Here is a 24557-nt window from a genome sequence, read left to right as displayed (position 1 = left end):
CTCACTCCTCCAGTCCCAGCAGCACCGAGCCGAAGGCGAGCGCCGCCATGCCCAGCGCTCCCAGCCCCACCATGGCCCAGCTCTTGCGGCCCTTGAGTGTGGGCACCACGGGGTCTGGCGGCAGGTTGTAGACCTCGGGTTTGTCCATGAGGAGGAAGAAGGCGTTGAGGCCACCGGTGCCCGGCTGGTTCTCCGCATCCACCCCGTAGAGGTATGCGTCCGTGACGCCCAGCGCGTGCAGCCGCTCCACCCGAGTCCGCGCACGCTGCCGGAGCTCGTCCAGGTCGCCGAACTGGATGGACTCGGTGGGGCAGTGCTTGGCGCACGCCGGCGTCATGTCGTCCTTCAGCCGGTCGTAGCAGAGGGTGCACTTCCACGCCCGGCCGTCGTCCTCGCGCCGGTCCACGACGCCGAAGGGGCAGGCCACCACGCAGTAGCCACAGCCGTTGCACACGTCGGGCTGGATATAGACGCTGTCGAACTCGGTGCGGATGATGGCGCCGGTGGGGCACGCCTCCAGACACCCAGCGCGCTCGCAGTGCTTGCACACGTCCGACATCATCAGCCAGGAGAAGTTCTCCAGCCCCGAGTGCTGGCCCGGCATCGGCACCGGCCGCTCCACGAAGGCCACGTGCCGCCAGGTGGCCGAGCCCAGGTGCCCGGTGTTGTCATAGGACATGCCGGTGAGATGGAAGCCGTCGTCCGGCAACTGGTTCCATTGCTTGCAGGCCACCTCGCACGCCTTGCAACCAATGCAGAGGGTGGTGTCGGTGAAGAAGCCCTTCTGTCCCATGGGCGCTACTGCTCCTTCCTCTCCTGCATTGGAAACCTGGGTCCGGCACCCCGATTCAGCTCGCGCGTGCCGGGCGGGAGCGGAGGCGGCCTCCTCCGAGCCATCGCCCCCCGGCGCTCGGCGCGTCTTCCAGGCACGATGGTCCCGGTGAAGGCCTTGGACTCCTGGATGCTCACGTTGGGGTCACCCACGAAGCCGATGAGCTCATTGACGCTGTCCCCTCGCGCCCGTCCCACCACGCCCCAGTGGTAGGGCAGACCGATTTGATGGACCAGCCGCCCGTTCAGCTTCAGCGGTCGCATCCGCTCGGTGACGAGCACCCGGCACTCAATCTCCGCTCGCGCGGTAGACACCGTCGCCCAGCCACCGTGAATGAGCCCTCGCTCGCGCGCCAGCTCGGGTGACACCTCGCAGAACATCTCCGGCTGCAGCTCCGAGAGCCAGGACAGCCAGCGGCTCATCCCGCCCGCCGTGTGGTGCTCGGTGAGCCGGTAGGTGGTGAGCACGTAGGGGTAGCGCGGATCATCCCAGGCACGGTGATAGGGATTATCCCGGCGGCGCCACACCTGCCGCATCGGATCGCACTGCTGCTTGGGGTACAGCGGGTTCTGGATGACGGATTCCTGCGGCTCGTAGTGCGTGGGCAGCGGCCCGTCGATGATGCCCGTGGGAGCGAAGAGCCATCCCTTGCCGTCCACCTGCATGAGGAAGGGATCGATGCCGGAGAGGGCGACCACTCCTGTGGCCCCCTCGGGCGGCCGATAGGACGGCGGTCGGTCCACGATGAAGTCGGGCACGTCCTCGCCGGTCCACCGCTGCGCGTGCGCATCCCACCAGACGTACTTCTTGCGCTCGCTCCAGGGCCGCCCCTCGGGGTCCGCCGAGGCGCGGTTGTAGAGCAGACGCCGGTTGGCCGGCCACGCCCAGCCCCACTCGGGCGCCGCCAGGCTCTGCTCCTGGCCTGGCTTGCGCCTCGCGGTCTGGTTCACCCCGTCCGCGAAGCAGCCGGAGTAGATCCAACACCCGCACGCAGTGGAGCCATCGGCGGCGAGCTCGGTGAAGTCACGCACGGGCGCCCCACTGCCCATCCGGTAGCCGCTGATCTCCTTGAGAACGGCCTCTGGCTCCGGCTCCTGGTGCGGGCTGGAGACCGGGTAGTCCCAGAGGAGATCCTGCACGGGCCGGTCCTTCGCCTCCCGCGACGAGGCGTAGAGCTCCTTGAGGCGGCGCCCCAGGTGGAAGATGAAGTGCAGCTCGCTGCGCGCCTCCCCGGGCGGCTCGATGGCCTTCTCACGCCACTGCAGCAGCCGCTGGGTGTTGGTGAAGGTGCCTTCCTTCTCCGTATGCGCGGCGACCGGGAAGAAGAAGACCTCGGTCTGGATGTCCTCGGGGCGCACCTCGCCGCTCTCGATTTCCTGCGAGCGTTGCCAGAACTCGGCCGTCTCGTTGAGGACGAGGTCGCGCACCACCAGCCAGTCCAGCTCACGCAATCCCTTGCGCTGCAACGCGCCGCCAGAGGAGCCCACGGCGGGGTTCTGCCCCATGACGAAGTAGCCCTTCACCTTGCCATCGGCCATGTCCGTGATGGTGGTGAGGTGCGAGTGGTCCCCGGTGAGCCGCGGCAGGTGGCCGAAGAGATAGTCGTTGTCCGCGCGGGCCGCGTCCCCAAAGTAGGCCTTGAGAAGCGAGACCATGTACTTGGGCATCTCGCCCCACCAGCCGGACTGGGCCTGGTTCGTCTTCAGGTACGTCTCAAGGTCCACGCTGCGCACGTGGGGCATGGGGAGGTAGCCGGGCAGGATGTTGTAGAGCGTGGGAATGTCGCTCGAGCCCTGGATGGACGAGTGGCCGCGCAGCGCGAGGATGCCTCCGCCCGGACGCCCCATGTTGCCGAGCAGCAGTTGCAGGATGGACGCGGTGCGGATGTACTGCACCCCGCCCAGGTGCTGCGTCCAGCCCACCGAGTAGCAGAAGGCGCTCGTGCGCTCGCGTCCCGAGTTCTGGCAGAGCGCCTCCGCGACCTTGAGGAACAGCTGCTGGGGGATGCCGCAGATCTGCTCCACGATGTGCGGCGTGTAGCGGGAGAAGTGACGCCGTAGCAGCTGGAAGACACAGCGTGGGTGCTGAAGCGTGTAGTCGTGGCTCTCGGCCGACAGCTGCGTCTCGCGCGGAGTGGACTCACCGGCACCGGGCTCGGCGTACAGCTGCTTCTGGCCACCGGCGGCCATGGTGCCGCTGGCCCCTTCGTACTGCCAGGTGGCGGGATCGTACCGGGCCTCGTCTGGCTTCCAACCGCTGAACAGTCCCTCGAGGTCCTCGGTGTCCTGGAACCCCTCGCGGATGATCGCCGCGGCGTTGGTGTAGTGGACGACGTAGTCCTTGAAGTAGCGCTCGTTCTCCAGGACGTAGCGGACGAGCCCGCCGAGGAACGCGATGTCCGAGCCCGCGCGGATGGGCACGTGGAGGTTGGACATGGCGCTGGTGCGCGTATAGCGCGGGTCCACGTGGATGAGGGTGGCACCCCGCGCCTTCGCCTCCATCACCCACTGGAAGCCCACCGGGTGACACTCGGCCATGTTGCTGCCCTGAATGAGGATGCAGTCAGCGTTGCTCAGGTCCTGCTGGTAGTTGGAGGCTCCACCGAAGCCGAACGAGATGCCCAGACCGGGCACCGAGGAGGAGTGTCATATTCGAGCCTGGTTCTCCACCTGCACGATGCCCAGCGAGGTGTAGAGCTTCTTGATGAGGTAGTTCTCCTCGTTGTCCAGGGTGGCTCCGCCCAGGTGCGCGATGCCCAGCGTGCGGCGCACCTCATGGCCGTTGATGTCGCGGGCCTCCCACGTCTCGTCGCGGGTCTTCTTCACCCGCTGGGCGACCATCTCCATGGCCTGCTCGAGCGGAATGGTCTCCCAGCGCGTCCCACCCGGGCGCCGGTAGAGCACCTGCTTCTCTCGGTGCGAGCCGGTGACGAGCTGGAAGGAGGCCGCGCCCTTGGGACACAGCCGCCCGCGCGAGATAGGAGACTCCGGGTCCCCTTCAATGTCTGTGATGCGCCCGTCCTTCGTATAGACGAGCTGCCCGCATCCCACGGCACAGTAAGGACACACGGAGCGCTTTACCGCGTCGGCATCGCGCGTGCGCGGCCGCAGCTGCTCGCTGCGCTCGGTGGCCACTGTCAGCCCGAGTCCATCCAGGTCTCGAGCCCTCAGCTGCCGAATCACTGGCCAGCGAGCGAGCAAGTCCAGCAGTCCCACGGTGCGCCTCCAGTTCGGGCAGAGAGCACGAGGACATTGCTCACTCGGAGAACTCGACGTGAGTCCCCCTCGACTGGAGTACAGGATGCGGCTTCCTGGAATGAACAGGAGGGGAGCAGGCAGCCCCCTGCCCTGTCAGCGATCGCGGAGCGGCGGGGTGCCTGCCCGGTTCGCCTCGCCCGGCGCGACTGGCGTCGGCCACGCGGAAACATCCAGCTGGTAGCGCTGCACCTCGCGAACCATGAAGAAGGCCGCCGCGGACAGCACGCCCACGTCATCCAACCACCCCAGGATGGGGAGGAAGTCCGGAAGCGCGTCCACGGGGAGGACGAAGTAGATGACGGCGAACAACCCGGCGAGCCGCCGCCACAGCGGCACGCGCGGGTCTCGCACGTAGCGGAAGAACCGGGTCCCCATTGCTCGAAGGCCAGCGACGTTCATGTCCTCTCCTACGATGGGAGGTCGATCTCCATTGCGACCCCTCACGGTAGGCGCCTAGTCGCCTGTGGAGCAAGCCGCCCTGCCCAATCTCCATCAACCCTGATGGGATGTGACGGAGACCGGAGCACGCCTCCACCGCTGGTAGCCGGCCCAGATGCAGCCGAGCAATCCCACTCCGGTCATCGCACTGCCGCCAAGCAGCCCCTACATCGGGTGCCGACACTCAGGAGCCTGAGCATCCAGCGAGAAGGTGGGGCAAACAGGCACGTGGAGCGTAGCCATGCTCATCGCGCTCCAGGCCCAGAACAGCCCCAGCACGAGGAACAGCACCGAGAGCCAGAGACCGAGCTTCTTCCACCCATCACGCAGAGCACTCATGGTGATTCCTCCGTAGAGCCCCAGCTCTAATTCGTTCGCGCCCCTCTGCTGGGACTTTCTTCAATTGGTTCAGGGCGTCGACACCGGAGGGAGCCGATCGAGCAGGTCGAGCAGGATGTCGCGCCAATCCGTGTCGGCGCACGCCTCCGCATCTCGCAGCGCCAACTCGAGCGCCGGCCGTGCCCGGGCACCGCGCCGGGTGAGCTCCGACCACGCCAGCGCCGCTCCGGGCCAGTTTGGATCGGCGACAAAACCCGCCAGCTCCCTCAACGATTCATCGGTATCGTGACTGGCGAGAATGGCCACCTTCGATTCGAAGGTCGACTTCGCTGTGCACAGGCGCGCCAGTGCTTCCCAGCGCGGAGAGCGCCCCTCCTCCTTCCAATACGCGAGCGCCCGCTCCTCCCCCGGAGCGCCCCAGGACAACCGCTCCACCCAAGCTTCGAGGTACCACTCCTCCTGGCTCCTCTCCGGCCAGGTCAACGGAAGCGGTGCCTCATATTGCCGCGGTCCGCGCAGCACCTTCTCCCCAGGTCGCGTCACATCTGCGATGAAGGTCTCGACGGCCTCGAGCACACGGGAGCGCCACTCACACGCTGCGACGTCGAGCACTCGCGCCTCCTCGATCGCACGGGCCAGCACGCCGCGCACATGTTCCACCTCGGGCCAGGGGCCCAGACGCAGGATGTCTTCCTCGAACATCCTCGCGAGGCCCTCGAGGGGGTGGGCCATCTCGCCGAAGAGGACACGCGACAGCATCAGCCTGGCTGTTGTCGAAGCGGGAGATGTCCCCTCGTGCCGGGTGAGCTCGAGGGACAGCGGTGCCTCTGGAATGAAGCGGAGCCTCGGACCCTCGGGCGAGGCTTCGAGCATGGGCACCCCGACCCGCGTGAGCCACCCGCCATCCCGGGCCAGGGCCCAGTAGCACACTCGATGTCTGGCGGGCCCCTGCTCCGGCTCGACGCCGACGGAAGCGAGTTGCTCGGCCATGGTGATGAGGCCACTCGCGTCGACTCCTCCTCCGTCCACGAGCGAGGGCGACTCCCGGGGCTGTAACGAGAGCCCGGCGGCACTGAAGTGCGCGACAGCCCGCTCAACCACCTCGTGGAGCGAATCGTCCGCTCGGGGAAAGAACCAGAGCCATGGGCTCTCTACCATGGTGCGCCTCCCGACCCGGGCTGGGCCCAGGTCATCGCTCAGAGCTGTCCCGCGAGAGGCCAGTGGGACCAGTGGGTGTTGGGCGGCTCGGGCGGCACCAGCCCCGCCCCCTCTCCTCGTGCCAGGGCCTCCGCGAGCTGGCGAAACGTCTCGAGCCCACTGGGACGCTCGCCGCCCGCCACATCCGGGTGACGCCACGCATCCCAACGCACCCGCAGGGGCATGTCGCGAGGCAGCTCCTCCCGCAGCTCCTCGTCCGTCGCCAACAGCTGCTCCCGGTGCTCCGGAACGAGTGCCCGCAACAACTCGTAGGCCCTCAGCGCCGTCGGCTCGACGAGCTGGATTTCCTCGCGCGGGTAGGCCTCGGGCGCGGGCAGGGGCACGACCTTCCCTCGGATCAGCACGTCGCGAGCCGCCGGGGAGATGAGCTCGCCGTACCGCTCCACGAGGAGCTCACCGGAGGGCCCGTCGTCCACCGGGAACACGAAGTCGAGCCGGAATCCCTCCTGCCCCTCCTTGCCCTTGGGGATGCAGTTGCCCAGCCGGTAGAGCGCGACGTCGAAGCCCTCCGTGCCCCCCGCCCGGGTGTTGAAGCCCAACACCTCGATGACGAGCGCCCACTGCGCCCCCGAAGAGAACCCGCTCAAGCGCACGTCCGCCGGGTAGACGTAGCCGTTGTCGAGCACCGGGAACGTGAACCGCGCCGCCGCCTCGTCCAGCATCGCCAGAATCTCTGACGCGTTCAGGGGCATGCTCAAGCTCCTTGTCCAACAGGGGGTACACCTTCCGAGAAGACTGGCAGCACCAGCCGGAAGGTACTTCCCCGTCCCGGCGTGCTGCGCACCTCGATCTGCCCACCCATGGATTCGATGATGGCGTGGCTGATGGCCAGACCCAGGCCCGTGCCCTCTCCCACCGGCTTGGTGGTGAAGAAGGGGCTGAAGAGGCGCTTCAACACCTCAGGCTCCATGCCCCGCCCATTGTCTTCTACTTCCACCACCACCTGGGCCGCCCCGTTCGTCCGGGACGAGATGCGGATGAGGTTGCGCTCGGGGTCACGCACGGAGAACGACTGCACCGCGTTCACCAACAGGTTCACCAGCACCTGGCCCAGGCGCGCCGCGTTGCCGAAGACGGGCGGCACCGGCTCCAGCGCGTGCACCAGGCGGGCGCGGGTCTGTAGCTGGTGGCGCACCAGCCGCTGCGCGCTATCAATGACCTGCGGGAGCTCCACCGGACCGAGACGCTTCTCGTCCGAGCGTGTGAAGCCCTTCAGATCCTCGACGATGGAACGAACACGCCCCGCCCCCTCGATCGCCTCGGCCACCACCTCACGCAGCTCAACCAGGTCCAGCTCCGTCACATCCTCCTGCGAGAGCTGCTCGCGCAGGAACGAGAGGTTGGCGCTGACGTAGGCCATCGGGTTGTTGATCTCATGCGCGATTCCGGAGGCCATCGTCCCCACCGCCACCATCCGGTCCGCCAGCCGCAGCTGCGTCTCCAGGCGCGTGTACTCGGTGATGTCCCGGATGACGGCAACGAGGTAGGGCTGCCCGTCCGCGCCGGTGAAGACGGCCTTCTTGGTCACAAGCGTATGGGTGAGCCCGGCACTGTCCGTGATGGACTCCTCGTTCTCGTTGGGCTGGCCGGAGCCGAAGACCAGCTCGTCCTGACGCCAGAAGACATCCGCTTCATGAGAGGGAACAAAGTCGTAATCGGACTTGCCGAGCAACTCCGCCTCGGGGTGGTTCATGAAGCGGCAGAACGCGTCGTTCGCGACGATCCACCGGTGTGCGCGATCCTTCACGAAGAGGGGATCCTGAATGGAGTTGAGGACCTTGCGCAGGAAGTCCCGCGCCTGCTCCATCCCGGCCTGTGCCTGAAGGCGCTCCAGCTCCGCGACCAGGCGCGAGGCGAAGGCCCCCAGGAGTGCGAGGTCCGGAGGGCCCACCTCGAGCGGCGCGTCGTGCAGGAGCGCCAGCGCTCCGAGCACCTCCCCCCGCGAGCTCCTCAGCGCCATGCCCAGGAACCCACCCGGGCCGAGCCGGCGAAGCCAGCCGTCCTCGGAGAAGTGCGTGTCCACGGCCTCCTGACAGTGAAAGACCCCCTGGGTGAGGACCTGCTCGAAGGCCGTGCCGGTCAGCGCCAGGGGCTGCTCCTCGCGAAAGTCTCCCTGGCTCCAGACGGCGAGCGGGTGGAGGGTGTCCTGACCGGGCTTGCGCTCACCCACCACGGCGCTGGTGACGCGAAAAACCTCGGCCACCTGCCGGACGAGCGCCCGGAAGAACTCAGGACCAACCGCCGCTCCGGTGCCCGTGAGCAGGGCCTGGAGGGCGGCGTCCGGGGAGACCCGCCGCACCTGCTCCAACCCCGGGCTCATGGCCTGGTCGGGCTCACGCCCCTTGGTGCACATCTCGCCTCACCTCGTTCCAACAGGAACTCCCCCCGCGCCCCTTCGATGGCATGTCAGTCCTGAAGGATGATTGCACCTTTTCAAAAGGCGGACCACCGCGGCCCGGGCGTGAGCAGGCCCACCTGCTCCGCGAGTGAACCCTCCAAAAAGCAAGCATCGGATCCGCCCTATTGGCCGGGGCACCTACTCTCGTGTGCGCCACTGCAAACGGGAGATGTTCATCATGACGAAGAAGCGCACGTTCCGCTGGAAGAGCACCCTGGCCGCTCCCGCGCTGGCCTTGCTCCTCCAGACTGTCGCCCCACCCGAGGCGAGCGCCACACCCCACAACCCCAACCCCCAGACGCTCGCGAGCCGGAATGCCTCCGAGCCCACCGACATCCTCGTCCAGCTCAGCGCCGTTCCCGGGCTGTCGGTCACTGAGCAGGTCTCGCGTATCCCGGGCACGCGCATCTTCCACCTCCGGTTGGAGCAGCCGGTGGATCACCGGGACCCCGAGGGACGGCGCTTCTCCCAGTTCATGACGCTGCTGCACCGCTCCACCACGGCGCCCATGGTGATGATCACCAGCGGCTACGCTGTCGTCCCCATCGTGAGGGAGACTCCGCTCACTGGAATGCTGCAGGGCAACCAACTCTACGTCGAGCACCGCTTCTTCGGGGAGTCCATCCCGCAGCCCGCAACCTACGAGCACCTCAACATCCAGCAGGCAGCCTCGGACATCCACCGCGTCGTCGAAGCCCTCAAGCCTGTCTACACCGGCAAGTGGGTCTCCTCCGCCACCAGCAAAGGAGGGATGACGGGCGTCTACCACCGCTACTTCTACCCGGATGACGTGGTCGCCACCCTGGCGAACGGGGCCCCGAGCAACCACGGCCCCTCGGACGAGCGGTACGTCCACTTCATCGACACTGTCGGTGACGCGGCCTGCCGCGAGCAGCTCCGGGAAATCCAGAAGGCCGCACTCCGCCGCCGCGAGGAGATGCTGCCCCTCATGGCCGAAACCGCCGAGGACTGGTCCACGAGCTTCCACTGGCTGGGGGTGGACCGGGCCTTCGAGTTCGGCGTCCTCGAGTTCCCCTTCTACTTCTGGCAGATGCTCGGCTTGCCGTCGTGCTCGAAGCTCCCTTCGCCGGATGCACCCGCCGCTGAGCTGTTCGCCTTCATCGACTCCGCTTCGGCCTTCGCGCTGAGCTTCGATGACCTCAGCATCGAGTACTACGGCCCGTACTACTACCAGGCGGCCACGCAGCTCGGCGCTCCACTCTACGACGAGTCCCACCTCCAGGGCCTGCTGCACTACCCGGGAGAGGACGTGCCCTCCATCTACTCGCCCGTGCCCGTCACGCAGCCGTTCGAGTACTCGATCATGCGCAAGGTGGAGAACTGGGTGCGCAAGGACGCCCAGCGCATGATCTTCATCTACGGCCAGAACGATCCCTGGTCTGCCCGCCCCTTCGAGGTGCGGGAGCGCAACGACTCGTACCGGTTCTACGTCCCTGACGGGGACCACACCGCCAACATCACCCAGCTCACCGAGGCAGATCGGCAGTTCGTCCTGGACCGGCTCTCGACCTGGCTCGGCGTCGAGCCCGCCACCGCGTACGTCGTGACCGAGCCGCCCCCCTCCAGATTGTTCAGACGGGCTGAACAGTGAGCTCCAGGCGGCCCGGCGACCCGAGCCGGAGCCAACGGCTACTCTCCGGCTCGAGAGAACCGGAAAAGGAGCCACTGGATGCACCGTCAATCAAGAACGGCGAGCTGAAGACGCGGACCTGAGCCGCGAGCGCCTCGATGCGCCCTAGTACCCGAGCCGCTCCGCCACGTAGTGGTCGAGCTGCCGGTACCAGGTGGGCCAGTCATGGGGCATGTCGTGGCCCCAGATGTCGAGGTTGTGGGGGATGCCACGCTGGTGCAGCAGGTGGCTGAGGTGCTCGGAGTACCCCGGGTTCTCCCACGCGCCGCGGCTCGTCACCAGGTGGATCCGGCTGTGGTGTCGGAGCAGGTCCATGTTCGGGCCCTCGGGCAGGTTTGGCACGTAGGAGACGGGGTTGTTGAAGTAGACCTCGTCGCTCCAGTAGCCGTGGAGGAACTCCGGCTGGAGGTCGTAGAAGCCGCCCAGCCCGAGGAGCAGCTCGAACAAGTCCGGGCGCCGGAAGAAGGCGTTGGCGGCATGGAAGGCCCCGAAGCTGGCCCCCGCCGCGCCGATGCGCGCGTGGTCATTCCCCAGGCAGCGGCGGACGTGCGGGACGACCTCCTGCTCGACGTAGTCCGAGTAGAGCGCCTGGTTACGGGCCTTCTCGTGCAAGGGAATGCCCGGGTTCATCCACGCCCAGGGATTGATGCTGTTGATGCTGAAGAGCTGGAATCGGCCGGCGAACAGGTGGTGCGCGACGGCCTGGATGAGCCCCATGCGCTCAGCCTCGAGGAAGTCGCCTCCGGCGGTGGGGAAGAGCAACATCGCCGGGCCCCAGTGGCCATAGCGAACGATGGGCATGTCCATGCCCAACCGGTGGCTGTACCAACCGAAGAGCTCTCGGCGCAGGTTTGGATCGACGTATGACATGAAGACAGGTCCCTCTCGTGGGTTTATTGCCGCTCGAAGCGACCCGCGTCCACGTCCTGGATGAAGCGGATGAGGCCGGTGACGTACGTCTGCTGGTCGTCGTACATGGCCATGTGGCTGCCCTTGGGGCAGTGCAGGTAACGGCCGTGCTGGACCTGGCTCGCCATCCACTCCATGTGCTTGGGGTCCATGGTGTCGTACTGCGCACCAATGGTCAGCGTGGGCACGGTGATGGCCTTCAGGTCCTTCGTGCGGTCCCACTTCTCGAGGATGCCGCTCGCGCCCATCTCGCTGGGGCCCTGCATGGGCACGTAGACCTTCTGGTTGGTGTGCGAGAAGGAGCGCGACGCCGGCTCGGGCCATTGGGCTGCCGGCATGCGCAGGATGTGGTGCTCGTAGAAGTGGGGCACCAACAGCTCCATGTAGCGCGGGTTCGTGTAGTCCTTGGCGGCCTCGAGCGCCTGCACCTCGGCGAGCACCTTCGGGTCCATCCGCGGCATCAACACGTTCTTCGCGTACGCGTTGTACGCGGGGATGCTCGCCATCATGTTGGAGATGATGAGGCCCTTGAGGTGCTGCTGGTACTTGAGCGCGTACTCGATGGCGAGGATGCCGCCCCAGGAGTGGCCGAGCAGATAGAAGTTGTCGCGGTTGAGACCGAGCGCCTGGCGCACCTGCTCAACCTCCTCGACGGAGCGCTCCGTGCCGAGGAGCGCTGCGAGCTTTGCGTCGTCAGGCTGGTCGCTGCGGAAGGAGCCAAGCTGGTCGTAGTAGTAGTACTCGATGCTCGCGCCGGGGAAGTAGCTGTCAAAGGCCTCGAAGTACTCGCTCGTCCCGCCAGGGCCACCGTGTAGCAACAGTACCCGGATGGTGGGGTTGTTCCCTACGCGCTTCGTCCAGACGTTGAACGGGCCCTGCGGGGTGGAGATTTCAATGCGCCGCGCGCCGCCGCTCAGCACGTCGGGGCGTCCGCTCGAATCGAAGTAGCGAGAGCTGGCGGGGGCATGCGCCGCGCACGCCTGGAGGAGGAGGAGAGCACCGACTGCGAACAGCGTTGAAGCGTTCGTCTTCATGTCAGGAGGGACTCCGGGGGGCAAAGGCCGCGGGCTGAGGGCCCGCTGCTCGCGCGGCAGCGTACTCCGGGCCCATGGAAGGTGGCGCTGTCCTTATGAGCTCCGACGAGTGCAGTGTTGTACCGGGGTACAAGGCCGCCCGCCCCCCCAGGCGGAAGAGCGTGGGAGATGGCATGATCCCCCCCCGCATCAAACGCCTCGACCCAGCAGTTCCATCACCATGCATGATTTTCCCGGAGCTCCCCTCCGCGGTGGCGCGCAAGACACGCGCAGCCCCTTCCAGCTCCCCCAGCGCCTCTACGGACGGGACACGCATGTCGCCACGTTGCAGCGAGGCTTCGAGCGAGTTGCCCAGGGAGGCCGCTCGGAGCTCATCCTGGTCCGCGGCTACTCCGGCATCGGAAAGTCCTCGGTGGTGCACGCGCTGCGGGAGCCCGTGGTGCGGCGACAGGGATTCTTCCTGAGTGGAAAGGCCGAGCAGTTCCAACGGGACATCCCCTACGCCACCCTGGCGCAGTCCCTCATCGGGCTGATGCAGCAACTGCTGGAGGTCCCCGAGGAGCAGAGCGCCCGGTGGCGCGAGCGGCTGCGCGACGCCTTGGGCGAACAGGGACAGGTCCTCGTCGAGGTGGCGCCCCAGCTGGAGCGCTTCGTGGGCCGGCAGCCGGCGGTCCCCGAGCTGCCTGCCAATGAGGCCCAGCGCCGCCTCCACCGACTGAGCCAGAAGGTCCTCGGGGTGTTCGCCACGCCCGAGCACCCGCTCGTCCTCTTCCTGGATGACCTGCAGTGGGCCGATCTGGCCAGCCTCAAGCTCCTCCAGTTCCTGCTCCCCCACCCGGAGACGCCGCCGCTGCTGCTGATCGGCGCCTACCGGGACAACGAGGTGAGCCCCTCTCACCCGCTGGCGATGATGCTGACGGAGCTCCGCAAGGAGGGAGTGCGGATGACGGAGCTCCAGCTCGAGCCCCTGAGTCGCGAGCACATCCAGCAGCTCGTCGCGGACTCGCTCGTGGGTGCTGGGGAGACCATGGTCGGCACGCTGGCAGCCCTGGCCCACGAGAAAACGGGCGGCAACCCGTTCTTCCTCACCCAGTTCATGTTGACGTTGCACCATGACGGCCTGCTCACCCGAACGTCCGAGGGAGGGTGGCGGTGGGATGCCGCGGGGGTCCGGGCGAAGGACTACTCCGACAACGTCGTCGACTTCATGGTGAGCCGGCTGCGCCAGCTGCCCGTCCGGACCCAGCACCTGCTGCAGCTCGCGGCCTGCATGGGCAATGTCTTCTCACGCCAGCTGCTGGTCATCATCTCCGGCGCGGAGCCGAGCAAGGTGGAGTCGGGCCTGGAGGAGGCGATCCGCGAGGGCATGCTCGTGCGCGCCGGTCCGGGGCAGTGCCGGTTCCTCCACGACCGCATCCAGCAGGCGGCCCACGAGCTCATCCCCGCGCAGGAGCGCAAGGCCGTTCACCTACGCATCGGCCGCATGATGCTGGCGAGCCTGTCTCCCGAGGAGGTCCGTGAGAAGCTCTTCGATGTGGTGGGGCAGCTCAACGCGGCGGCGGAGCTGCTGGGCGACGCGGGGGAGCGCCACCGCATCGCGCGACTGAACGCCGAGGCGGGCTGGAAGGCCCGCGCCTCGACCGCGTTCCGGTCGGCCGCGGACTTCTTCGCGATAGCCTTCACGCTCATTCCAGGCGACCCCTGGGAGACGGACCCGGAGCTGGCGTTCAAGCTCCAACTGGACCGGGCGCACAGCGAGTTCATGAGCGGCAACGCCGCCGAGGCACGCCGCCTGGTGGAGACGCTCCGGCCCCGGGCCCGGACTCGCGTGGAGATGGCGGCGGTCTACCGCCTGGCGAGCGACATCCTCCTCGCCGCCAATGAACTCCTCGACGCCAGAACCTGCCTGCTCGAGGGCCTGGCTCAGTTGGGCATGCCGATGCCTCCCCAGCCGTCCCGGGAGGAGATGGTGGCCGCACACGAGGAAGTGTGGACCTTGATGGGAGGGCGCTCCATCGAGAGCCTCATCGAGCTGCCGCTCATGACCGACCCGGACATGAAGGCGGTGATGGAGCTGCTCTCCTCGCTCTTCACGCCGGCCATCTACACCGACCAGAATCTGCTCATCCTCCACCTGTGCAAAATGGTCTCCCTGAGCCTCCGGCACGGCAACTGCGAGGCGTCCGTCCATGGGTACGGCTGGTATGGCCTGATGCTGGGGTCCGCCTTCAAGCGGTACCAGGAGGGCCATGCCTTCAATGAGCTGGCATACGCGCTGGTCGAGCGCCACGCCTTCTCCTCCGCACGGGGAAGGGCGCTCTTCAGCCTGGAGCTGACCAGCTACTGGGTCCGGCCCATCGCCCAATCGCTGGAGCACGTTCGCGACGGCTTCCTCCACGCGCTGCGGAGCGGGGACTACCAGGTCGCCGGCTACTGCAGCAACCACATCGTCACGGACCGCCTTGTGCTGGGACACCCCCTGGAGGAGGTCTACCAGGAGTCCATCGCGCGCCTCGACTTCGCGCGCCGGGCCGACTTCCCGTCCGTGCAGGACGTCATCCACCACGTCCAGCGCTATGTGCAGCAGCTGCGCGGGTTGTCGCGCTCGTTCGACACGCTGAGCGGCGACGACTTCGAGGAGGAGGCCTTCGAGGCCAGCCTGACCCCCGAGAACATGAGCCGGTGCTGGTACTGGCTCATCAAGATGCAGTCGCGCTTCATGTGCGGCGCCTACGCGCAGGCGCTGGAGGCGGGGAACCGGGCCGCGGAGAGCATCTCGACCTCGCTCGGCCACATCCAGCTGCTGAGCTTCCACCTCTACCGGGCCCTGTCCCTGGCGGCCTGCTACCCGACGGCGACGCCGGAAGAGAAACCGCAGTACCTGGAGTCCATTCAACAGCACCATCAGCAACTGGCGGAGTGGGCGGAGAATTGTCCCGAGAACTTCTATGCCCCCGAGCGGCTCGTCGCCGCGGAGCTCGCCCGCCTCACCGGACGCATGGAGGATGCGCTCCGGGCCTATGAGGAGTCCGTCCACTCCGCGAACGCGCACGGCTTCATCCAGAACGTGGGCCTGGGCTGCGAGCTGGCCGCGAGGTTCTGGCGCGAGCGTCAGGTGCCCACCTTCTCTGATGCCTATGCCCGATACGCCCGGGAGTACTACCTGAAGTGGGGCGCGCTGGGGAAGGTCCGGCACCTGGATGAGCAGTGGCCCCATCTGATTCCCCTCACCACCCCTCAGGACCCCCGCCCTCTTGAGGAGTCGGTGCAGCAGGCCCTCGCGGGAGAGCTGGACCTCGAACGGCTGACGGCGACACTGGTGCGCGTGGCCGCTGAGAACGCGGGCGCCCAACATGGAGCCCTCCTGCTGGCCCAGGGCGACAAGCTCATGGTCGCGGCGCTCCTGGGGACCCGGGAGGAGGAGCTGCCCTGGAACCTGCTCTCCTACGTCAGGCGAACCCGGGAACACGTGCTCATCGCCGACGCCAGCCTGCCGCACTCCTTCACGTCTGATGCCTGCTTCGAAAGCGGACGGATCCGCTCGGTGCTCAGCCTACCCCTGATGCACCAGAAGGAGCTTCGAGGGGTGCTGTACCTGGAGAACACCGTCTCGCCGCACGCGTTCACCCCGGCGCGCCTCTCTCAGGTCGGACAGCTGGCCTCACAGGCGGCGACCTTCCTCGAGAACGCGCGACGGCACACCGAGGTCCAGCACGCCGAGGCCACCCTGCGCCGCGCCAACGCCGAGCTCACCCAGCGCCTGGAGGAGCACGAGTGGGAGCTCAAGCAGGCCCAGGCCCGGCTGGCGGACTCGACGCGCACGTCGAACGTGAGCGAGCTGACCGCCAACGTGCTCCACAACCTGGGCAACGTCCTCACCAGCGCCATCCTCAACGCCCAGATTCTTCGCGACAAGGTGGACACCTCCCGCATGGCCCGGCTCAAGCAGCTCACGATCCTCCTGGAGGAGCATCGGGATGACCTGGCCGGCTTCCTGACGCAGGAGCCGCGAGGCCCCCAGCTGGTGCGCTATCTCTTCAGCCTGGCCGATGAGCTGCTCAACGAGCACGCGTCGCTGAAGGAGAGCGCGGGGAAGCTGAAGGAGCAGATCGATCACATGCGCGCCATCCTCCAAACCCAGCAGGCCTATGCCAGACACTCGCTCCTGCCCGAGGAGTGCGAAGTGTCCCAGTTGGTCGAGGACGCGCTGAACATCCAGCTGCCCGCGCTCCAGCGCTATGGCATCACCGTCACCCGGGAGCTTCGCGCACGGCCCAAGGCGCGGCTGGACAAGCACCGCGTGCTGCAAATCCTCATCAACCTCATCACCAATGCCCGCAACGCCATGATCGATGTGGCCGAGGCGCAGCGGCACCTGCGGGTACGGCTCGACGCAGAGGGGAGCACCGCGCGCATCCAGGTGATGGACAGCGGCAAGGGGATTGCCGCGGAGCACCGGGAGCGGCTGTTCTCGCAAGGCTTCACCACGCGCTCGGACGGGCAGGGCCTGGGGCTCTACTCGAGCGCGCTGACAGCGAAGTCCTTGGGAGGACGGCTCACCCTGGACAGCGAGGGGCCGGGCAAAGGCGCCACGGCCACGCTGGAGCTCCCGCTCGCCTAACCCCAACCGCGCAGGACTTCCCACTCCGCCTCAAAACGCGAAGAGGGCCGGGGGAGGATGACCCTCACCCAGCCCTCTCTCAACCCCTCTCACGACATGAGAGGGAAGGGTTGGCGGCTCAGCTCTGCTCGGGCTCCGGCTCGGACGACCCGGACTCCGACGACTCGGACTCCGACGACGCCTCCACGGCCGGCGCCTCCGCGGCGGGCTCGGACGCGGGCGACTCGGACGACGCGGACGCCTCGGCCTCGCCTCCGTTCTCCTCCGTCTCGTCCGACTCCGGCAGCTTCGAGATGCCCGTCACCTTCTCCTCGGCGCTCTCCAGGGCGATCAGCCGCACGCCCTGCGTGTTGCGGCCGATGACGGAGATCTCCTTCGCCTTCATGCGGATGAGCATGCCGCCGTTGGTCACCAGCATCACCTCGTCCTTGTCCGTCACCTGGACCAGGCCCACCACCTTGCCGTTACGCTCGGTGGTCTTGATGTCGATGATGCCCTTGCCGCCGCGGCCCTGCTGACGGTACTCGCCCTCCTCCGTCCGCTTGCCGTAGCCATTTTCCGTCACCGTGAGGATGGTGGTGTCCTTCTCCACCACGTCCGCGCCCACCACCTCGTCACCGTCCTCCAGCGTGATTCCCTTCACGCCGTAGGCCTGACGACCCATCGAGCGGACCTCGCTCTCCGGGAAGCGGATGCTCATGCCCGTGGCCGTGGACAGCAGGATGTCCTTCGTCCCGTCGGTGATCTTCACCGCGACGAGCTCATCCCCGTCATCGATGCCCAGCGCGATGATGCCGCTCGCGCGCACGTTGGCGAACGCCGACAGGTCCGTGCGCTTCACCACGCCCCGCTTGGTGACGAAGAAGACGTACTGGTTCTCACCGAACTCGCGCGTCACCAGCACCTGCGCCAGCCGCTCACCCTCGCCGAACTGCACCAGGTTCACGATGGCCTTGCCGCGCGACGTGCGGCCCGCCAGCGGAATCTCATGCACCTTGAGCGAGTAGAGCCGGCCCTTGTTGGTGATGGGCATCAGGTAGGCGTGCGTGCTCGCCACGAAGAGGTCGGTGACGAAATCGTCCTCCTTCGTCGTCGCCCCCGTCTTGCCGCGCCCACCGCGCTTCTGCGCCCGGTACTCGGAGAGCGGCGAGCGCTTCACGTAGCCCGTGTGCGACAGCGTGACCACCATCGTCTCCTCGGCGATGAGGTCCTCGCTGGTAATCTCCTCCGCCGCGCCGGTGATCTCCGTGCGCCGCTTGTCGCCGTAGCGCTCGCGGATCTCCTTGAGCTCCGTCTTGATGACGTTGAGCAGGCTCGACTCGTTGGCGAGGATGTCCTCCAGGCGGAGGATGTCCTTCACCAGGTCCACGAGCTCGCGGAACAGCTCCTCGCGCTGCAGGCCGGTGAGGCGCTGCAGGCGCATCTCGAGGATGTTCTTCGCCTGCTCCTCGCTGAAGCCCGAGCCCTCGTAGCGGTGCTCCAGGCCCGAGTAGGCCGGCACCTCGTTGCGCGCGCGCGAGACGAGCAGCTCCATCTGCGCCTTCGCCTTCTCGTAGTCGATGCGCTGCAGGTTCCTGAAGCGCTCGTGGTCGTAGAGGGCGGGCGACAGGATGTTCATGAGGCCCCAGCGCGCCTCGTCCGGGTCCTTGGAGGCGCGGATGAGGCTCACCACCAGGTCGATGAGGTCCTGCGCGACGAGCAAGCCTTCGACGATGTGGCGGCGGGCGCGCGCCTTGCGCAGCTCGTAGCGGCTGCGGCGCGTCACCACGTCGCGGCGGTGCGAGATGAAGCGCTCGAGCAGCTCCTTGAGGGTGAGCGTGCGCGGCTGGCCCGCGTCGATGGCCAGCATCACCGCCCCGAAGGTGGTCTCCATCGGGGTGTTGGCGAACAGGTTGTTGAGCACCACGGCGGAGAGCGCATCGCGCTTGAGCTCGATGACGATGCGCATGCCCTGCCGGTCGCTCTCATCGCGGATATCGCTGATGCCCTCCAGCTTCTTCTCGCGCACCAGGTCGGCGATCTTCTCGATGAGCCGCGCCTTGTTCACCTGGTAGGGAATCTCCGTGACGATGATGCTCTCACGGTCGCCCTTCTTGGAGGTCTCAATCTCCGTGCGGGCACGGATGGTGATCTGCCCGCGGCCCGTCTCGTAGGCCCGGACGATGCCCTCGCGGCCGGTGATGATGCCGGAGGTGGGGAAGTCCGGACCGGGGATGAACTGCATCAGGTCGCGGACGGTGGACTCGGGGTGCTCGATGAGGTGCAGCGTCCCGTCGATGACCTCGGTCATGTTGTGCGGCGGGATGTTGGTGGTCATACCCACCGCGATGCCCGTGCTGCCGTTGACCAGGAGGTTGGGGAACTTGGTGGGGAGGACGAGCGGCTCGAGCGTGGAGTCGTCGTAGTTGGGACCGAAGTCGACGGTCTCCTTGTCGATGTCCGCCAGCATCTCCTCGGCCAGGCGGTCCATGCGCACTTCCGTGTAACGCATGGCGGCTGGGGAGTCGCCGTCGACGGAGCCGAAGTTGCCCTGGCCATCCACCAGCAGGTAGCGAAGGCTCCACTCCTGGGCCAGACGCACCATGGCGTCGTAGACGGCGGTGTCACCGTGGGGGTGGTACTTACCAATGACGTCACCCACCACGCGCGCGCTCTTCTTGTAGGCGCGGTTGTGGTAGTTGCCCAGGTCGTTCATCGCGTAGAGGACGCGGCGATGCACGGGCTTGAGGCCGTCACGCACGTCGGGCAGAGCGCGCCCGATGATGACGGACATCGAGTAGTCGAGATACGAACGGCGCATCTCGTCTTCGATGTTGACGGGGATGAGTTCTCCCACGCTGCCTTGAGGAGGAGCGGGGGGCGTTGCCGGCTTGTCGGTGGTGTCGTCGGCCATGAAATCTGAGGTCAGGAGAGGGTCCTCCCGAGGGGGACCCATCAGGGGAACGTGCCTACGTAACCCCCGGAATTTCCAGCGTCAACAATGGAAACACGGGGGTGATGGGGGGTAGCCAAGAAGAGGGCCCCGAGCCTGCCCGGTTGGGGGGCATCGGACACTCTTCCAGGCCGTTTTTTTTCTACCTCTTCAACGGATGAGCTCGCGGGCTTGTTGCACCCACTTCACCAGGTGTGACGAATCCTTCCAGCCGCGCAGGAACGCCGTCCCAATTCCCTGCTTCTGAATGAGCTCCCGAAAGACGGCGCGAACACGCTCGCTGTCCGCCCCACCCCGATCTTCATCCGCCCGCCAGGCCTGCTCCTCCAGCCGAGCCCAGCGCGCGGCCGTCCAACGCTCGTCCTCGGGAATATCTGGGCGTTGGGCGTCCCACAGCTCGTAGGCCACTTCGATCAGCCCCGCTCGGGCGTCCGCCAAGGAGTCCGAGGCCGTCAGCCGCACGCGGGGCGCGTACTCTCGCTCGAGGAGCCACCAGAACACCTTCAGGTACTCGTCCGGCTCGAGCTGGATGGGGGCCAGCCGTACCTCGACGAGCTGCCGCACCCGAGCCCAGGCCTCCTGGTGCCAATACTCCGCGTGAACGAGCCGCTCAGGGCCGTTGCGCGGCGGGTGGCTCGGCGCCCGGGTGGCCACTCGCTGGAGCTCCGTCACGATGCCCCGGTTTGCGTCCACCCCGGACAGCCGGTTCCACAGCGAGGCCAGCGCCGCCTCCCCCTTCGCCCAGCGCTGGTGCAACTGCTCGCGCTGCGCGCTCGTGAGCGGGATGCGGCCCGTGAGGAGGATGGGGTGGGCGAAGAGCGACTCCAGGAGCGTCCCGAAGGCCGAGGCCTCGCGCAGCGCGGGCAGCGTGTCCGGGAGTACCTCCAGGGCCGTGCTCCAGCGCAGGTGGGGAGGCACCACGCGCGGGATGGTGAGCAGCCAGTCCTCCAGGGCGTTCATCAGGCTCCCGAGGGGCTCCCGGGCGCTGCGCCCGAGCTTGCGCGCCACATCCCGGGCGAGCTGCTCGCGCAGCGAGTGCACCTCGAACAGGCAGCGGACGGTCGGGTTGCTGGTGGGCCAGGCCTCGGCCTCGGCCCGGCGCAGGGCGGGGCCGAGCATCGCGTCCAGCGCCTCCTGGTGGGCCGCCACCTCGCGTAGCAGGGGCCGTTCCCCCCGCAGCCGCTCCTGCCATCGGGACTCCGCCAGCATCAGCACCAGGCGGTAGTAGCGCTCCCGGGAGGGCTCGAGCAGAGCAGCCCGACCCTCCAGGCGCAGGCGGTATTCGTCCTCGACCGGCGGAACTCCCATGGTACCCGGGAGTATAGCGCTCAGCCCGCCTGGGCCATCGTGTCCTTGGGTCGCAGAGGAGCAGCGAGCCGCTCGGCCTCAGCGCCCAGAGGGCCCTCTGGGTCCAGCGCCTTCGCGCGCTCGAAGGAGGCGAGGGCGGCCTCGCGGTCTCCCTTCAGCTTGAGGGCGACGCCCACATTGAGGTGCGCGCCGACGTTGTCGCGGTCCATGGCGAGCGCCTCACGGAAGAGGGCGAGCGCCTCGTCCAGGTCACCGGCGAGCAGGGCCTCCTTGCCGGCCTGCACGCGCTTGTCCGCGTCATTGACGAGCTCCACCTGGAGCAGGCTCCCGCCAGCCACGGTGACGACGAGCGCGCGCAGGATGCCGCCCCAGTAGAACGTGAGGCCCTCGGCGGCGGCGACGGCGGCGAGGGGCAGGTCCGGCAGCAGCTGCTTGCCGCGGAACTTGAAGCGCACCTTGGTGTAGCGGCCCTTGTTGGCCCAGTGGACAGCCTCCTCGCGCAGCTTGCGCAGACCTTCCTCGATGCGCTTGGGGTCGATCTCGAAGGGGAACGCCTGGCCGCTCACGGGCTCCCCAGCCGGGAGGGCCTTCACGTCGGGAAGGGGCTCGGCGGCGGGGGTCGTCTCGCTTGGGGCGGTTTCCTCGGGCGCGGGAGGCGCCACCGGAGCAGCGGGCTTCTTCGCGGCAGCGGGCTTCTTCGCCGGAGCCGCACGCTTCTTCACGGGGGCGGAGCTCTTCTTCGCGGGAACAGCGCTCTTCTTCTTCGGAGCCGCGCGGACGGCCTTCTTCTGGCTCGCCGGGGCCTTGCGGGGTGCGGTCTTCGCCATGGTGACAGGACTCTAACCAGTCGCGAGGCGGCTTGCTCGCGGGTGCACCCGGAACGTCGGGGGGACCCGGCGGCATCCCGCAGCCGGGCCCGGGTTCTCAGAGGGCCCGCTGCCGCGTCAGGGCGTCGTACTCCGCACAGCGCTCCAGGAACCTTCGGATCGCCGCCTGATGATCTCCCCCGGACTCCTCCAGATACAGCCCGGCCCACCCCTTGCCTGCTGGAAATTCGTTTCGCACATCTCGAAGCCAGGCGCCGAACTCCTGGAACTGCGGATCCTCGACACCACCGCAGTACAGATGGAACCGCACGCCGTGCACAAACGCAGCCACCGACCAGACATCCAGCCTGCCGAAGAACATCTCCGGCATCACTCCGCCGAGAATCTGCTCGCGGATGAAGAGCAAAACCTCCAGGGTCGAAACGAATCGGCCCTTCCATGCTTCCGGTGGTCGGATCGCGCTCACGGTATCACCGTGTACTGAAGCGACCCCAGGTACGCCATGGCTGCTTGATACTCGGGCCAGGTCATCCCTACGGCTCCCGTGAAGGCATCGAAGATTCTTCCATCACTGAGCACGGCGGCATGGAAGTTGTTGTCCGACACCAATTGCCTTCCTTTCCACGACAGCATGTCGCCCCCCGAGCTGGATATGCGAATGATCTGTGGGCTCTGACCCAACCGTCTCAATCCCTCGGCAATCGCATTGGCAGTTGACCGACAAGCGTTGGGAGCGCGACCTCCCGCCTCAAAAGCCTGTTGAAATGCCGTGAACCACTTCGGAAGCTGCGATGTACCTGTGGCCAGTAGGTAGTAATCGCCGGCCGCCGCGACCTCGCCGCGCAGAATTCTCGCGAGCATGTTCATCCGAACCGAATCGGGAATTGCTCCCGACAAGTCGGTGAAGTGGATCGGGCAGTTCAGAACGGAGGTATGCGTCGGACCGTCAAGCACCCCAGGCAAGTTCGAATGATGAATGGGCGTCAGAAAAGCGACGCACCACATCAGGACTTGAAGAACCCAAGTCATAAACTCGCCCAGGCATGACCGACAGGGTCTCCGCAGCTCATCTTCACCCGCGCATCGGTAGGACGAAGCCCAGCTCCAGCGGCATGCCTGCGTACTCCGGCCGCACCAGCGCCGTCACGCGCACGCCCCGCGTGCCCTCTCCGGTGGGCACCACCTCGCCACGCACCCGGCCCGCCGGCGTCGCGCCGCCGAAGAGGAAGATGTCCGCCGCCTGCGTGAACAACGTCGCCACCTCCGCGTCTCCCGCGCTCGGTGGAAGTTGGTCTCTCACCCACTGCGCGAAGCGGACGATGCGGCCCGTGAGAATCTGCGCCGGCAGCGGCACCTTGTGCTCGCCCCCATACACCATGGGCGCCGCCGTGAGCTGCAACACGTCCGAGTTCTTCCCGCTCCCAATTCCCAGCACGCCCCGCTCGGCCAGCTTCGACTGCGTCCGCATGGGGAAGAACGCCTCCGTCGGCACCGACGTCCCTCCGTCCCGTCCCGGCGGCAACTGCCACACCGAGGGCGCCTGCACCCCACCCGCCCCTCCGAGGATTCGCGCGAAGCTCCCCGTCTCCCGGAAACTCGAGGCCAGCATCGACGCCACGCCCAGCGCCGCGCTGGTGAAGCACGCCCGCCGCCGAGCACCCTGCCCGTCCACCATCACCACCACACGGTGCAGCGCCGCGCACAGCCAGCGCGAGGATTCCTCGGCGCGCAGGGCAGCCCAGGCCTCGGGGAGCCCGCTGCCCTCCTCCTCTACCCGCGTTGCGACCTCCGCCGCGGATTGCACCCCGAAGAGCGACGGCGGCACGTCCACCACCACCGGGAGCTGCGCGCGCTCGCCCAGCTCCGCCAGCCGCCGCAGCACGGCCAGGTCGTCCACCGCATCCAGGACGAAGAGGGCATCGGGGCGCTCAAAGCGGTCGATGGGGAGCTGCTGCTCCACGCCCTCCACCCCCGCAGGCCCCTCTACGTCGAGCACCTCCACGGCCATCCCGGACGACGTGGGGCACAGGTCCACCAGCATCTTCAGGCCACGCCAGGCCGACTCGAGCCGCGCGACAAGCGGGTGGGCCAGGACGTCCCGAGCCGTAGCCTGCACCGCCTCCTCCACCAGGGCCTTCGCCGGGGCCGTCGCCGAGGCGGAATTCGCGGGGGACGTCGAGCGGGGTCCGACAGCCTTCAGGAAGGCATCCACGCCCGCCTTCGCCACCTGCGCGGGACGGGCCGTCTCCGCCTGAGCGAAGATGGAATCCACGAGGTCCGGCTGCTTGGACGTCGAGGGCGCGTGAGGCGCCACTCCGTTGCTCCCCTTCGCCGCGGGAGGCGACTGCTTCTCGCGCAGCAGCGTGCCCACCGCCTCGGACAACCGCCCGGCCCCCACCACCGCCTCGAGGCTCTTCACCGCCGCATCCGCGGGCAGCTTGTCCAGCCCGTCCATCAGCGCCTTGAGGGCGCGCAGCTCGGGGACGGCCGACACCACCTCCGCCACCGTGAAGGAGCGCTGCTTGGGGAAGGACAGCTCAAAGGTGCGCGTCTCCCCCGCCCCCAGCCGGTCCGCCACGCTCACGCGCAGCCCCGTCGCGGCTCGCGCCAGCTCCTCGGCGTAGGTGTCTGGAGTAACGAGGAAGCGCTTGCCCGAGGGGTTCGGCGTGAAAGCCCCCGCGACCCACCACCTCACCTGCGAACCCGATGCGCCTTCACTGCTCATGTCGACATCCCCCTCTTGGAGAGGGCGTCACGTTAGCCCGAGTTGTGGTCTCCCGGACAGCTCCCGGG

General features: G+C 67.5%; 17 protein-coding genes. 2 read left to right on the top strand and 15 right to left on the bottom strand.

The annotated features are described in order from the left end of the window. Position 1: 1 nt before the first annotated feature. From F0U60_RS06110 to F0U60_RS06080, 7 genes are all read right to left on the bottom strand, one after another. On the bottom strand, positions 2-793 hold the full coding sequence (locus tag F0U60_RS06110; protein ID WP_395815275.1) for a 4Fe-4S dicluster domain-containing protein: 792 nt from the start codon (positions 791-793) through the stop codon (positions 2-4). 5 nt (positions 794-798) lie between these two features. After that, entirely contained in the window at positions 799-4047 is a 3249-nt protein-coding gene (fdh, locus tag F0U60_RS06105; RefSeq protein WP_395815272.1) for a formate dehydrogenase, read from the bottom strand. Positions 4048-4182: 135 nt separating this feature from the next. Continuing rightward, positions 4183-4488, bottom strand: a complete 306-nt coding sequence (locus F0U60_RS06100; RefSeq protein ID WP_395815269.1) for a YkvA family protein — start codon at positions 4486-4488, stop codon at positions 4183-4185. A 204-nt stretch (positions 4489-4692) separates the two neighbouring features. Continuing rightward, positions 4693-4866: a hypothetical protein gene (locus F0U60_RS06095; protein ID WP_395815266.1), complete on the bottom strand. Its 174-nt coding sequence runs from the start codon at positions 4864-4866 to the stop codon at positions 4693-4695. A 69-nt stretch (positions 4867-4935) separates the two neighbouring features. Next, on the bottom strand, positions 4936-6024 hold the full coding sequence (locus F0U60_RS06090) for a hypothetical protein (protein ID WP_395815264.1): 1089 nt from the start codon (positions 6022-6024) through the stop codon (positions 4936-4938). Positions 6025-6062: 38 nt separating this feature from the next. Then, complete coding sequence (locus F0U60_RS06085; protein WP_395815261.1) at positions 6063-6776, bottom strand: DUF7003 family protein; 714 nt, start codon at positions 6774-6776, stop codon at positions 6063-6065. A 2-nt stretch (positions 6777-6778) separates the two neighbouring features. Then, positions 6779-8437, bottom strand: a complete 1659-nt coding sequence (locus F0U60_RS06080) for an ATP-binding protein (RefSeq protein WP_395815258.1) — start codon at positions 8435-8437, stop codon at positions 6779-6781. A 223-nt stretch (positions 8438-8660) separates the two neighbouring features. Here F0U60_RS06080 and F0U60_RS06075 point away from each other — a divergent pair, with 223 nt between their 5' ends. After that, the gene (locus F0U60_RS06075; RefSeq protein ID WP_395815254.1) at positions 8661-10094 is read left to right on the top strand and encodes a S28 family serine protease; all 1434 of its coding nucleotides are present in this window, start codon (positions 8661-8663) and stop codon (positions 10092-10094) included. Between the two features lie 144 nt (positions 10095-10238). Here the strand turns inward: F0U60_RS06075 and F0U60_RS06070 are convergent, their stop codons facing one another. Continuing rightward, entirely contained in the window at positions 10239-11003 is a 765-nt protein-coding gene (locus F0U60_RS06070; RefSeq protein ID WP_395815251.1) for an esterase family protein, read from the bottom strand. Positions 11004-11026: 23 nt separating this feature from the next. Further along, on the bottom strand, positions 11027-12076 hold the full coding sequence (locus F0U60_RS06065; protein WP_395815247.1) for a proline iminopeptidase-family hydrolase: 1050 nt from the start codon (positions 12074-12076) through the stop codon (positions 11027-11029). 220 nt (positions 12077-12296) lie between these two features. Between F0U60_RS06065 and F0U60_RS06060 the strand changes: the two genes are divergently transcribed. Next, a complete protein-coding gene (locus F0U60_RS06060; RefSeq protein WP_395815244.1) occupies positions 12297-16697 on the top strand; it encodes an AAA family ATPase in 4401 nt (1466 codons plus the stop codon). A gap of 118 nt (positions 16698-16815) precedes the next feature. Here F0U60_RS06060 and gyrA read toward each other — a convergent pair whose 3' ends face one another. The 6 genes from gyrA to F0U60_RS06030 all read right to left on the bottom strand — a co-directional run bounded on the left by gyrA (position 16816) and on the right by F0U60_RS06030 (position 24489). Continuing rightward, the gene (gene gyrA, locus F0U60_RS06055; RefSeq protein ID WP_395815241.1) at positions 16816-19590 is read right to left on the bottom strand and encodes a DNA gyrase subunit A; all 2775 of its coding nucleotides are present in this window, start codon (positions 19588-19590) and stop codon (positions 16816-16818) included. Between the two features lie 189 nt (positions 19591-19779). Beyond that, the gene (locus F0U60_RS06050; RefSeq protein ID WP_395815238.1) at positions 19780-20937 is read right to left on the bottom strand and encodes a hypothetical protein; all 1158 of its coding nucleotides are present in this window, start codon (positions 20935-20937) and stop codon (positions 19780-19782) included. A gap of 20 nt (positions 20938-20957) precedes the next feature. Then, entirely contained in the window at positions 20958-21764 is an 807-nt protein-coding gene (locus F0U60_RS06045) for a tetratricopeptide repeat protein (protein WP_395815235.1), read from the bottom strand. Between the two features lie 97 nt (positions 21765-21861). Next, on the bottom strand, positions 21862-22170 hold the full coding sequence (locus tag F0U60_RS06040) for a hypothetical protein (protein WP_395815232.1): 309 nt from the start codon (positions 22168-22170) through the stop codon (positions 21862-21864). A gap of 56 nt (positions 22171-22226) precedes the next feature. Then, complete coding sequence (locus F0U60_RS06035) at positions 22227-22793, bottom strand: hypothetical protein (protein WP_395815229.1); 567 nt, start codon at positions 22791-22793, stop codon at positions 22227-22229. A gap of 43 nt (positions 22794-22836) precedes the next feature. Next, the gene (locus F0U60_RS06030) at positions 22837-24489 is read right to left on the bottom strand and encodes a type VI secretion system contractile sheath domain-containing protein (RefSeq protein ID WP_395815226.1); all 1653 of its coding nucleotides are present in this window, start codon (positions 24487-24489) and stop codon (positions 22837-22839) included. Between the last annotated feature and the right edge of the window lie 68 nt (positions 24490-24557).

This window comes from Archangium minus, from assembly GCF_044360475.1.
Classification (GTDB): Bacteria; Myxococcota; Myxococcia; order Myxococcales; family Myxococcaceae; genus Archangium; species Archangium minus.
Note: the sequence above shows the minus strand (reverse complement) of the source record. Positions and strands in the feature narration are given on the sequence as shown.